At 38.0% G+C, this 12,840-nt stretch carries 11 protein-coding genes and 1 tRNA gene; 7 read left to right on the top strand and 5 right to left on the bottom strand.

All coding sequences use genetic code 11. From position 1 onward, the window contains the following. Nucleotides 1-8: 8 nt before the first annotated feature. Together rpoC and IA57_RS01500 are read left to right on the top strand one after the other, a co-directional pair. Entirely contained in the window at nt 9-4,310 is a 4,302-nt protein-coding gene (gene rpoC, locus IA57_RS01505; RefSeq protein WP_036118327.1) for a DNA-directed RNA polymerase subunit beta', read from the top strand. Between the two features lie 47 nt (nt 4,311-4,357). After that, on the top strand, nt 4,358-4,675 hold the full coding sequence (locus tag IA57_RS01500) for a DUF3467 domain-containing protein (RefSeq protein ID WP_036118324.1): 318 nt from the start codon (nt 4,358-4,360) through the stop codon (nt 4,673-4,675). A gap of 256 nt (nt 4,676-4,931) precedes the next feature. Here IA57_RS01500 and IA57_RS01495 read toward each other — a convergent pair whose 3' ends face one another. Both IA57_RS01495 and IA57_RS01490 read right to left on the bottom strand, forming a co-directional pair. Beyond that, nucleotides 4,932-5,168 (bottom strand): (4Fe-4S)-binding protein, encoded by a 237-nt coding sequence (locus IA57_RS01495; RefSeq protein WP_036118322.1) that lies wholly within the window; start codon nt 5,166-5,168, stop codon nt 4,932-4,934. A gap of 199 nt (nt 5,169-5,367) precedes the next feature. Beyond that, nucleotides 5,368-6,957, bottom strand: a complete 1,590-nt coding sequence (locus IA57_RS01490; RefSeq protein ID WP_036118319.1) for a peptide chain release factor 3 — start codon at nt 6,955-6,957, stop codon at nt 5,368-5,370. 128 nt (nt 6,958-7,085) lie between these two features. Here IA57_RS01490 and idi point away from each other — a divergent pair, with 128 nt between their 5' ends. The 5 genes from idi (at nt 7,086) to IA57_RS01465 (ending at nt 9,415) form a co-directional block, all read left to right on the top strand. Further along, on the top strand, nt 7,086-7,610 hold the full coding sequence (gene idi / locus IA57_RS01485) for an isopentenyl-diphosphate Delta-isomerase (protein ID WP_036118316.1): 525 nt from the start codon (nt 7,086-7,088) through the stop codon (nt 7,608-7,610). Continuing rightward, nucleotides 7,607-8,017 (top strand): 6-pyruvoyl trahydropterin synthase family protein, encoded by a 411-nt coding sequence (locus IA57_RS01480; RefSeq protein ID WP_036118313.1) that lies wholly within the window; start codon nt 7,607-7,609, stop codon nt 8,015-8,017. Before idi ends, IA57_RS01480 begins: the two co-directional genes overlap by 4 nt. A 3-nt stretch (nt 8,018-8,020) precedes the next feature. Continuing rightward, nucleotides 8,021-8,992: a type I phosphomannose isomerase catalytic subunit gene (locus tag IA57_RS01475; protein WP_036118309.1), complete on the top strand. Its 972-nt coding sequence runs from the start codon at nt 8,021-8,023 to the stop codon at nt 8,990-8,992. 28 nt (nt 8,993-9,020) lie between these two features. Continuing rightward, nucleotides 9,021-9,290 carry a hypothetical protein gene (locus IA57_RS01470; protein WP_036118307.1) on the top strand — a complete coding sequence of 90 codons (270 nt, stop codon included), beginning with the start codon at nt 9,021-9,023 and terminating at the stop codon, nt 9,288-9,290. Nucleotides 9,291-9,341: 51 nt separating this feature from the next. Continuing rightward, nucleotides 9,342-9,415: transfer RNA gene (locus tag IA57_RS01465), tRNA-Thr, on the top strand. A gap of 214 nt (nt 9,416-9,629) precedes the next feature. Here the strand turns inward: IA57_RS01465 and IA57_RS01460 are convergent. The 3 genes from IA57_RS01460 to IA57_RS01450 form a co-directional block, all read right to left on the bottom strand. Beyond that, entirely contained in the window at nt 9,630-10,331 is a 702-nt protein-coding gene (locus IA57_RS01460) for a DUF4369 domain-containing protein (RefSeq protein WP_036118305.1), read from the bottom strand. 47 nt (nt 10,332-10,378) lie between these two features. Beyond that, nucleotides 10,379-11,644, bottom strand: a complete 1,266-nt coding sequence (locus IA57_RS01455) for a DUF819 family protein (protein ID WP_036118303.1) — start codon at nt 11,642-11,644, stop codon at nt 10,379-10,381. Between the two features lie 175 nt (nt 11,645-11,819). Further along, nucleotides 11,820-12,701 carry an alpha/beta hydrolase gene (locus tag IA57_RS01450; protein WP_229730271.1) on the bottom strand — a complete coding sequence of 294 codons (882 nt, stop codon included), beginning with the start codon at nt 12,699-12,701 and terminating at the stop codon, nt 11,820-11,822. Between the last annotated feature and the right edge of the window lie 139 nt (nt 12,702-12,840).

Genomic DNA, 12,840 nt, shown 5'->3' with positions numbered 1-12,840 from the left:
CATATATTATGGCAAGAAAACAAGATAAGAATACTGTAAAGAGGTTTAATAAAATCTCTATTGGTTTAGCGTCACCAGAATCTATTTTAGCAGAGTCGCGCGGTGAGGTTTTAAAGCCAGAGACTATTAATTATCGAACTCACAAACCAGAAAGAGATGGTTTGTTCTGTGAGCGTATTTTTGGTCCCGTTAAGGATTACGAATGTGCCTGTGGAAAATATAAACGTATACGATATAAAGGCATTATATGCGACCGTTGTGGCGTAGAAGTTACAGAAAAGAAAGTGCGTCGTGATCGCGTAGGGCACATTAACTTAGTTGTACCAGTAGCGCACATTTGGTATTTCCGTTCGCTACCAAACAAAATAGGATACCTTTTAGGGTTGCCGTCTAAGAAATTAGACATGATTATTTATTACGAACGCTATGTTGTAATACAACCAGGTAACGCTAAAAATGCCGAAGGCGATCCTTTACAAAAAATGGATTTCCTTACAGAAGAAGAGTACTTGAACATTCTAGAAACCCTTCCGCAGGAAAACCAATACTTAGAAGATACAGATCCTAACAAGTTCATTGCTAAAATGGGCGCTGAGTGCTTGATAGAATTGTTGTCAAGAATTGATTTAGACGAATTGTCTTACGAACTAAGACACAAAGCCAATACCGAAACCTCTAAACAACGTAAAACTGAAGCGTTAAAACGTTTACAGGTTGTTGAAGCTTTAAGAGAGTCTAACGAAAATAGAGAAAACCGCCCAGAATGGATGATCATGAAGGTTATCCCGGTTATTCCACCAGAATTACGTCCGTTAGTACCATTAGATGGTGGACGTTTTGCAACATCAGACCTTAACGACCTTTACCGTAGAGTGATTATTCGTAACAACCGTTTAAAGCGTTTGGTAGAAATAAAAGCACCAGAAGTAATTTTACGTAACGAAAAGCGTATGCTACAGGAATCTGTAGATTCGTTATTCGATAACACACGTAAGTCTTCTGCCGTAAAAACCGATTCTAACAGACCATTAAAGTCGCTGTCAGATTCGTTAAAAGGTAAGCAAGGGCGTTTCCGTCAAAACTTATTAGGTAAACGTGTTGATTATTCTGCCCGTTCGGTAATTGTTGTTGGTCCAGAACTACAACTTTTCGAGTGTGGTTTACCAAAAAATATGGCGGCTGAACTTTACAAGCCTTTCGTTATTAGAAAACTAATAGAGCGCGGTATTGTAAAAACCGTTAAGTCTGCCAAAAAAATTATAGACAGAAGAGAGCCTGTAGTATGGGATATTTTAGAAAACGTTCTTAAAGGACACCCTGTATTACTAAACCGTGCTCCTACCTTACACCGTTTGGGTATTCAAGCATTCCAGCCTAAATTAATCGAGGGGAAAGCCATCCAATTACATCCATTAGTATGTACGGCATTTAACGCCGATTTTGATGGGGATCAAATGGCGGTTCACTTACCATTAGGACCAGAAGCTATATTAGAGGCGCAATTATTAATGTTAGCGTCACACAATATCCTTAACCCAGCAAACGGGTCGCCTATTGCAGTACCATCACAAGATATGGTTCTTGGGCTATACTACATGACCAAAGAGAGAAAGTCAACACCAGAGCATCCTATTAAGGGCGAAGGCTTAACCTTCTACTCTGCAGAGGAAGTTGTTATTGCTTATAACGAAAAGCGTGTAGACCTTAACGCCCCTATTAAAGTTAGAACGTTAGACTTTAACGAAGAAGGCGTACTTGCCATGCAAATTGTGGCAACTACTGTAGGGCGTGTATTATTTAATGAAAACGTACCAGAAGCTGCTGGTTTTATTAATGAGGTATTAACTAAAAAGTCGCTTAGAAATATTATTGGTGATATTCTTAAAGTGACCTCGGTACCAGAAACAGCAGAATTCTTAGATAAAATTAAAGGACTAGGCTATAATTTTGCCTTCCAAGGAGGCTTGTCATTTAGCTTAGGTGATATTATTATCCCTAAAGAAAAGCACACCATGATCGATGCTGCCAACAAACAGGTAGATGGTATTATGGCGAACTATAACATGGGATTAATTACCAATAACGAACGTTATAACCAAGTTATTGATATTTGGACCTCTACCAACGCAGAGCTAACCGAGTTGTCTATGAAACGTATTCGTGAAGACCAACAAGGGTTTAACTCGGTATATATGATGCTTGACTCTGGAGCTCGTGGATCTAAAGAACAGATTAGACAGCTTACCGGAATGCGTGGTTTGATGGCAAAACCAAAAAAATCGAATGCAGGAGGTGGTGAAATTATTGAAAACCCAATTCTTTCTAACTTTAAAGAAGGCCTTTCAATTTTAGAATACTTTATCTCTACGCACGGGGCGCGTAAGGGTCTTGCCGATACGGCACTTAAAACGGCCGATGCAGGTTACCTAACACGTCGTTTGGTAGATGTTTCGCAAGACGTTATTGTTAATAGCGAAGATTGTGGCACATTAAGAGGGGTAGAAGTGTCTCCATTAAAGAAGAACGATGAAATTGTTGAGCCATTAAAAGATAGAATTGTAGGTCGTGTATCTTTAAACGATGTTCTCGATCCTATTACCGATGAGCTTTTAGTAGCTGCAGACGATTTAATTACCGACGAAATAGCTAAGAGAATTGAAGCCTCTGCTGTAGAAACAGTAGAAGTTCGTTCGCCATTAACATGTGAAGCTAAGAAAGGCATTTGCGCGAAATGTTACGGAAGAAACCTAGCCACCGGTAAAATGGTACAGCAAGGTGAAGCAGTTGGTGTAGTAGCAGCCCAATCTATTGGTGAGCCTGGTACACAGTTAACACTTCGTACATTCCACGTGGGTGGTATTGCAGGTAACATTTCTGAAGATAACAAGTTAATCGTTAAGCACGACGGTATCGCCGAAATAGACGATCTTAAAGTTGTAAAAGGAGAAGACCAAGATGGTAACGAAGTAAACATTGTTATCTCGAGAACATCCGAACTTAAACTTGTAGATAAGAAAACAGGCATTACCTTAAGTACCAATAACATTCCTTATGGCTCTACTTTGTTTGTAGATAACGGACAACAACTTTCAAAAGGTGATGTTGTTTGCCAATGGGATCCATATAACGGGGTTATCATTTCAGAATTTGCTGGTAAAGTGAAGTATGAAAACCTTGAACAAGGGGTAACGTACCAAGTGGAGATTGATGAGCAGACTGGATTCCAGGAAAAAGTAATTTCAGAAACCAGAAATAAAAAGCTTATTCCTACACTTCATATCGAAGACTCGAAAGGCGAGGTTATCCGTTCGTACAACTTGCCAGTAGGGGCACACCTAATGGTAAACGATGGCGATAAGATTAAAGTAGGAAAGGTCTTGGTTAAAATTCCTCGTAAATCTGCAAAAGCAGGGGATATTACAGGAGGTTTACCACGTGTAACCGAATTGTTCGAAGCGCGTAACCCGTCTAACCCAGCAGTAGTAAGTGAGATTGATGGAGTAATTTCATTTGGAAAAATTAAGCGTGGTAACCGCGAAATTATTGTAGAATCTAAATCTGGTCAGATTAAAAAGTATCTGGTAAAACTGTCAAACCAAATCCTAGTTCAGGAGAACGACTTTGTTAAAGCAGGTATGCCATTATCAGACGGATCGATTACACCAAACGATATCTTAAACATCCAAGGGCCATCTGCAGTACAGCAGTACCTAGTAAACGAAGTACAAGAAGTTTACCGCTTACAAGGGGTGAAAATTAACGACAAACACTTCGAGGTTGTTGTAAGACAAATGATGCGTAAGGTGAGAATTATCGATTCTGGAGACTCAACATTCCTAGAAGACCAACTGGTTCATAAGTCAGACTTTATCGAAGAAAACGATGATATGTTTGGAATGAAGGTGGTTGAAGATGCAGGAGACTCTACAAAACTTAAGGCCGGACAAATTATAACGCCAAGAGATTTAAGAGACGAAAACTCTATATTACGTCGTGAAGATAAACAGTTGGTTGTTGCCCGCGATGCTAAGCCAGCAACAGCAACCCCTATCTTGCAAGGTATTACAAGAGCATCGTTACAAACAAAATCGTTTATCTCTGCAGCATCCTTCCAGGAAACAACAAAAGTTCTTAACGAAGCCGCTGTTAGTGGTAAAATTGACGAACTAGAAGGGCTTAAAGAAAACGTTATTGTAGGCCACAGAATACCTGCTGGTACAGGTATGAGGACTTACAACAACATTATAGTAGGCTCTAAAGAAGAGTTTGATGAAATGATGCAAGCAAAACAAGAAGTTAATTTTAATTAATAATATAAAAATCCCGCTTATGCGGGATTTTTTATCCTAGAATAATTATGGCTGAAAACGATAAGAAAAACAAAAAAGGACAAATAAACATTGAGCTGGACGAAAAAGTGGCCGAAGGGACGTACTCTAATCTGGCGATTATTAACCACTCAGTATCCGAATTTGTAGTAGACTTTGTAAGCATTATGCCGGGAACCCCAAAAAGCAAGGTTAAATCCAGAATTATTTTAACGCCCCAACATGCTAAACGCTTGCTTAAGGCGCTAAACGATAATGTTAACAGATTTGAAAGTGCTCATGGTGAAATTAAAGATTACGAGCAACCACCAATACCTTTAAATTTTGGCCCAACGGGAGAAGCATAAAATTTAAGAGGGTTGCTCGAAATGTTTCATTTAGCAACCTTAAATTTTGGCCCAACGGGAGAAGCGTAAAATTTAAGAGGGTTGCTCGAAATGTTTCATTTAGCAACCTTAAATTTTGGCCCAACGGGAGAAGCGTAAAATTTAAGAGGGTTGCTCGAAATGTTTCATTTAGCAACCTTAAATTTTGGCCCAACGGGAGAAGCATAATAAAAAAGCCCTTAAACAAATTGTTTAAGGGCTTTTTTATTCCTGATACTTAAGAAGCTTCCTTTTTGTTTAGACAATACCGCAATGCCCCAGAAGGACATTTTTTAATTTGGTTAATGATTTTTTGAGTATCATTAACGCCATCTAGGTTTATCCAAGGAATAACAGAAACTCTAAATACTTCGGAAAGCTCTTTGGCACATCGGTCTGCATGAATACAAACTTTAGGATCGTATGTTACAGTAATCTCCTTGTTACTGAACATATTTTGTTCAAGATTGTCCATAAGTAGATTATTTTGGGGTTATAATCAATTATGAAATTATAAAATCAATAGTATAAACCCACAAAAAAATCGATTATTTTCTTCAAAAAGCCTGTTAAACGGTAAATATTTAATCCTTTTCTTACAATAAAAAGACCGCTTAGTATATAAAATACCTTTCTGGCTAATTAATAAATAATTGAGTTTTTGAGATGTGCTGCTAATGAAACTCAGATGTAAAATGAAATTTTATAGTCGGGTATTTTTGCTGGGTCATTTGTAACGAAAAAGCCGAGTCTGCCAAAAACACAAGCTGTCCTTGTTTATCTTTAGCCAAGTACCGTTGCTTTACCCTTAAAAATTCTTTATACTCGTCATTTTTTGGATCTTCAGGTTCTACCCAACATGCTTTATGTACGGCAAGGTTTTCATAGCTACATTTAGCGCCGTATTCGTGTTCTAATCGATATTGAATAACTTCATATTGCAGTGCCCCTACGGTTCCTATAACTTTACGTCCATTAAGTTCTAAGGTGAATAATTGGGCCACACCTTCATCCATTAACTGGTCAATACCTTTATAAAGTTGTTTGGATTTTAATGGATCGGCATTGTTAATGTACCTAAAATGCTCTGGCGAGAAACTAGGAATACCTTTGTAGTGTATTTCTTCGCCTTCGGTTAAAGTGTCTCCAATTTTAAAGTTTCCAGTATCGTGTAATCCTACAATATCACCCGGGTAAGAGACGTCTACAATTTCTTTCTTTTCGGCAAAAAAGGCATTTGGACTCGAGAATTTTAATTTTTTACCATTTCTAACATGCAAGTAAGGCGTATTTCTTTTAAACTGCCCCGATACAATTTTTATAAAGGCCAAGCGGTCTCTATGGTTGGGATCCATGTTAGCATGAATTTTAAATACAAAGCCTGTAAATTTGTCTTCGTCGGGGTTAACAAGGCGTTCTTCACTTTGTTTGGGGCGCGGTCTTGGAGCAATTTCAACAAAGCAATCTAACAGTTCGCGCACACCAAAGTTGTTTAAGGCCGAACCAAAAAAGACCGGCTGCACCGCACCTTTTAAATAAGCCTCTTTATCAAAGTTGGGGTAAATGCCCGTTACAAGTTCAAGCTCTTCACGAAGTGTGTTGGCCGAAGTTTCGCCAACAAGCGCATCTAATTCTTTAGCGTTTAAATCTGAGATTTCAATGGTTTCTTCAATATGTTTTCTGCTGTCGCCATTAAAAAGGTTAACGTTCTTTTCCCAAATGTTATAAATGCCCTTAAAGTCGTAGCCCATTCCAATAGGAAAACTCATAGGAACAACGGTTAAGCCTAGTTTTTGTTCAATTTCATCCAAAAGGTCGAAAGCGTCTTTTCCTTCACGGTCTAGCTTGTTAATAAAAACAATCATAGGAATGTTTCGCATTCTACATACTTCAACCAATTTTTCGGTTTGTTCCTCGACCCCTTTGGCCACATCGATAACCACAATAACACTATCGACTGCGGTAAGTGTTCTAAAGGTGTCTTCGGCAAAATCCTTATGCCCTGGGGTATCTAAAATGTTAATTTTTGTGCCATTGTATTCAAAGGCCAATACCGAGGTCGCTACAGAAATACCACGCTGGCGTTCAATTTCCATAAAATCGCTAGTGGCCCCTTTTTTAATTTTATTGCTTTTAACGGCACCTGCTTCTTGAATAGCGCCACCAAACAGTAAAAGTTTTTCGGTTAGCGTTGTTTTACCGGCATCTGGGTGCGAAATAATGCCAAATGTACGTCGTCTTTCAATTTCTTTTTTAAAGCTCATAAATCAATTAAAACAATGGTGTGCAAAGATACTATTATTGTTTACAATAAACATGAAAGGCATCTTTGGTTTTCAATTTTAAAGAAATATTAATGTTTTAGAGAAACGGATTTGGTATTTTTGTAGTAATGAAAGAAGAACAAGTTATTTTAGTTAACGAGCTGGACGAGCAAATCGGAGTTATGCCAAAAATGGAAGCGCACGAAAAAGGGCTGCTTCATCGGGCCTTTTCGGTTTTTGTTTTTAACGATAACAAAGAACTCATGATTCAGCAACGTGCAGGACATAAATACCATTCACCCTTATTATGGGCCAATACCTGTTGCAGCCATCAGAGAGAAGGTGAAGGCAATATTGCTGCCGGAAAAAGACGTTTGCAGGAAGAAATGGGATTTGTAACCGACCTAGAGGAAACCATTTCGTTTATTTATAAAGCCCCTTTCGATAATGGACTTACCGAGCACGAGTACGACCATATTTTAATAGGCTACTATAACGGAACTCCAAACATTAACCCTAGCGAAGTGGCCGATTGGAAATGGATGGGGCTAAAGGCACTAAAAGCCGATATGCAGGTAAATCCTAACCAATATACCGCATGGTTTAAGATTATTTTCGATAAATTCTACGACCATATTAATGTTGAAGCATGAAGGTAACGGTTAGTAGAAAGGCTCATTTTAATGCCGCACATAGATTGTTTAGAAAAGATTGGAGCCATGCGAAGAACGAACAGGTTTTTGGTTTGTGCAACAACCCTAATTTTCACGGTCATAATTACGAGCTTATTGTTAGCGTTACTGGCGAAATTGACCCAGAAACGGGCTATGTAATTGATATGAAGGTGCTTAAAAATGTGATTAAGGAAGAAGTTGAAGAGGCATTCGACCATAAAAACCTAAATGTTGAAGTTCCCGAGTTTAAAGCCTTAAACCCAACGGCAGAAAACATTGCGGTAGTTATCTATAACAAAATAAAGCCTAGACTAAATGCAGATTTAAGTTTAGAGATTACCTTGTTTGAAACACCGAGAAACTTTGTAAGATTTTCAGGAGAATAATTAATGAAAGACGTGTTATACCCCATAAAGTTTCACCCTATCCTAAAAGAAAAAATTTGGGGAGGCCAAAAATTAAAACAACTCCTAGATAAGGAAAGTAGTTTGCCTAATGTTGGCGAAAGTTGGGAGATAAGCGATGTAGAAGGCGATTGCTCTATTGTGGCCAATGGCATGTTAAAAGGAACCACCTTAAACGAACTTTTAAAGACGTATAAGGCCAAGTTAATAGGAGAAAAAAACTACAAGGTTTTTAATGATAAGTTTCCTTTATTAATCAAATTTATCGATGCCAATAAAGACCTCTCCATACAATTGCACCCTAATGATACACTGGCTAAAAAACGACACGATTCTTTTGGGAAGACAGAAATGTGGTACGTTATGCAGGCCGATGAAGACGCTAACTTAATTATAGGCTTTAACCAGGACCTAAATTTAGAAACCTATTTAAAGCACCAAAAAAACAAGACGTTGCCATCAATCTTAAATTTTGAAAAGGTAAAGTCTGGAGACACTTTTTTTATTGATGGTGGCAGAGTACATGCCATTGGGGCTGGAACCATGCTGGCAGAAATCCAGCAAACAAGCGATATAACTTACAGAATTTACGATTGGGACAGGGTAGATGCCAATGGACATGCAAGAGAGTTGCACAACGATTTAGTAATTGATGCAATTGATTTTAATATGCCCAACAACTTTAAGGTATCCTACGGCAAGACAAAAAATAAAGCCAATAAAATGGTTGCCTGTTCGTATTTTACCACAAATTACCTAGAAGTAGAGGGGCTTTTACATAAAGAAAACCACAACGACTCCTTTTTAATTTACATCTGCGTAGAAGGCAAAGCAGAAATTTTAACAGAAGAAAAAACGGTTGCTGTAAAAGCAGGCGAAACGGTTTTGCTACCAGCAGCATTAAAAACCTTTAAGATAAAGGCAGAAAAAGCAAAGCTTTTAGAAGTTTATATATAAATTTAACACGCATTAAAACAAATGAATTATGGCAAATAAAAGAAATTTAAAGAAAGACATCAATTATGTTTTGGGAGACATAATTGAATCGGTTTATGTTTGGGAATACAACAATACCGACAAAGACGCTAAAAAGGGTGAAGCTATTATTGACGAAGCCATAGAAACTTTCGACGATTTAATGGCGCGCGTTAACCAAAGAGGCGTAGAGGACGTAAAAGCTCATTTTAAGGCCATTAACAACGACCTTGAAACTAAGGCCAGAGCATTGGTAGATAAAATTAATAAACTTGGATAAAAAAAGGTTTGCAAATATAATTTTCAAGATTATATTTGCGAACGCTTTTTTGCCGATGTAGCTCAGCTGGCTAGAGCAGCTGATTTGTAATCAGCAGGTCGTGGGTTCGAGTCCCTCTATCGGCTCAAAATAAAAGTCCAGTTTAAGCACTGGGCTTTTTTTGTTTGTAATGGTTTTTAAATTATAGAATAGGGACGAGAAGTTTATCCTGAGCGGCAGTCGAAGGGAGTCCCTCTATTGGTTCTAAAGTATTTATAACTTTTGCAACCTCTATAAGGGTATAAGTTTTTAAAGCGAAAAAAAATCCCCTCAAGTTTTTATGAGGGGATTTTTGTTGTATTAGGGTCTCTTTTTTTGTTCGGCAATATGCTTGTCCAGCATTTTTCCATATTTAGAAGCTTTTACGCTTGGTGTTAAAGCGTTGCTTATGGTATCTAGCCATTTTGGTTGGGCATCGTAAATTTCTGTTAGAGCCAAATAAGGAGACACTTCGCTGTCGTTGTTGGTTACAGCAAAATTAACGGTATATAAATACCTGCTTTTTAAAAGCTTATTAAAGGCTTCTTGGTTTTGTGCTATTTTAGCGGAATCTCCAGATTGTATTGCTTCAATTTTTTCTTTGTACAATTCTAGCTTTTTGTCGTTAAAGCGTCCTATTACTTTTAGGTATTGCTCATAAAGTACGTGTTGTTTAGAGCCTTTAATCTCAGCGTCAACGGCAAAATTCTTTAACGAGGTGTTTATTTCGGTAATGCCTTTATCGGCAAAAAACAACAAACGCTCGTCTGGTGTATTCGGGCTGTTCTTGTCCAACCTAAGCGATAAAGCTTCGGGAGCTTCTAAGGCCGTTTGAAGCTGAAAGTTGGATATGCCGTTTAATACTATGGAGTCTATAACAACCAAAGCAGAATCTTGTTCTCTTTCAAGATAAAGCGTGCCTTTTTTTAGGCCTTTTATTTCACCTTTTACGGTAAGGTTCTGGGTGTTTTTTTGGCATGCAATAACAGCCAAAAGAAGCAATGCTAGAAGCAATTTTTTCATTGTGAAAGTCTATTTTTGCGGTAAATATAGATTAATATTACGTTTAATTATGCGCCAGAAGCTATTTTCATAAGCTCGGTACATAAAATGGCACCATAAGTTCCAACAACATAACCAAATACGGCCAATAGTGCCCCAACGGTTGCTAACGATGGGTGAAATGCTGCAGCAACAACGGGTGCAGAGGCTGCGCCACCTACATTGGCCTGACTACCAACAGCAAGAAAGAAGTAAGGAGCTTTAATAAGCTTGGCAACCACAATTAAGAGTCCTGCATGAATGGCCATCCAAACCAAACCAATTAAAATGAGACCCGGGTTTTCAAATATTTTTCCTAAATCCATTTTCATACCTATGGTAGCTACCAGAATGTAAATAAAAACACTACCAATTTTGCTGGCTCCAGCACCTTCAAGATTTTTAGCCTTGGTGAATGATAGTAAAATACCTATAAAGGTGGCAATAGAAATTAGCCAGAAGAAATTGCTGCCAAACGAAGATAAGGCACTTTTGGGGTCGCTAACAGCTTCGAAGTTTTCGTTTAAGAATGTCGATATTTTTTCCGACCCAAAGTGGGCTAGACCAACAGCTACAAATGCAAACATAAGGATTAGCATGAGGTCGGTTAAAGTTGGGATTTTCGATATCTTTTCACTAAAGGACTGCACTTTTTGCTGCAATTCGTTAATGGCCGTGTTATCGGCTTTTAACCAGTTGTCAATCTTTTTACGCTTTCCTATACCCAATAAAATAATGGCCATCCAGATGTTGGCTACAACAATATCTACCAATACCATACCGCCGTAAAGTTCTTGGTTGTATTCGTAAATTTCTAACATGGCCGCTTGGTTTGCACCACCGCCAATCCAGCTTCCTGCCAAGGTAGCAAGACCTCTCCAAACAGCATCAAAACCAGCGCCGCCAACAGTTTCGGGCGAAAAGGTAGAAATAATTAAAATGGCTATTGGGCCACCTATAACAATACCAATGGTGCCGGTGAAAAACATCACCAAAGCCCGCCAACCTAAATTAAATACCGCTTTTAAATCAATACTTATTGTAAGCAATACCAACGAGGCAGGGAGTAAATAGCGACTTGCTATAAAGTATGTTTTAGACACATCGGCAGAGATTAACCCCACAGAATTAAAAATGGCTGGGATTAAATAGCACATTAAAAGCCCAGGAATGTATTTGTAGAATACTGGCCAAAAGCCAGTTTTTTTCGATTCGGTATAAAAAACAAAGCCTAAGGCTAACATTAAAAGACCAAAGACTATAGCATCGTTTGTAAATAAAGGTTGGTTTTCCATAGTGGATGTTTAATTAAAGCCGCAAAATACCAAAATTATAAGGTTTAAAAAACATTATTCTGTTTTGGCATGGAGATTGTAATAGAAATAATGCTGTTACATTATAAAACAGCATTCATATTTTTGGTTGGTTAGTTAGTTAAAGGAGCAGCTTGTTAAGGGCTGCTTCTTTTTTTTAGTTATCCAATATAAACTTACTAATGGCTGCAACCATTTCTGGGTTTATTGTTCGTGAAGATTCGTTATACGACTTAGCATTTTCCAAATCGCCACCCTCAATGGTAAACAACACATGGTTCATGTTTTTAATGAGATGTAGACTGCTTTTTTGAGCCGCTTCGTCTAGTAGTTTGGCCTCTGCTTCAGATACCTGAAGGTCTTTGGTGCCATTAATAATTAAACAGGGCATGTTTAATGTAGAGATGATGCTTTGCGGGTTGTGTTTTATCCAGCTTATCATAAAGGGTTGTAGCGACTCGTCAAAAAGCGATACTAGTGCCAAGGGGTATTCTTTTGTGGTTTGGCCTTGTTTTAAAACAGCCAATGTTTTTTGTGAAGCATCGGCAAACATAGGCGCTGTTTTTTCAATTTGTTCTAATAAAACCGCATCGAAAGATTTCCCGGCACCAGCAAGCGAAATAAACCCAGCAGCTTGGTCTTTTGCCGCCAGCATACCAATTAAACTGCCTTGGCTATGTCCTATAACGTAAATGTTGTCGTAATTTTGGCTAAAATGTGCTATAACGGCCTTGGCATCGGTTACAAAATCATCAAACAGGATGTTGCTATTATCAATTTTCCCTTGTTTTATAAGTTTTACACTCCTTTTATCGTACCTAAAGGTGGCAACACTTTCTTGAGTAATGGCTTCGGCAAGTTTTTTTAACGAGTTGTTTTTCATGAAGTTTTGATTGCCGTTTCTATCGGTTGGCCCCGATCCTGCTATTATTATTGCAAGTTTAGATGGGGTAGAGCCTTCTTCAGTCAATAAAGTACCTTCAATTAATTCGTTTATGGTAATCTGTGTCTCTTCAAATGCTTTTTCTTGTGCTAACATATAGTTAGTAAAAAATAAAAAAACTATAGGAAGCAGTTTATAGGTTAACATCATGATGTTTTGGTTTTATACCGTAAAAATAAGACAATTATTGTTTGAAACGTCTTATAATTTAAGAGACATAATAGAACTTCTACTG

The sequence above is a fragment of the Mangrovimonas yunxiaonensis genome (assembly GCF_000733475.1).
Classification (GTDB): Bacteria; Bacteroidota; Bacteroidia; order Flavobacteriales; family Flavobacteriaceae; genus Mangrovimonas; species Mangrovimonas yunxiaonensis.
The sequence above is the reverse complement of the archived record's forward strand: the minus strand, read 5'-3'. Positions and strand labels throughout refer to the sequence as shown.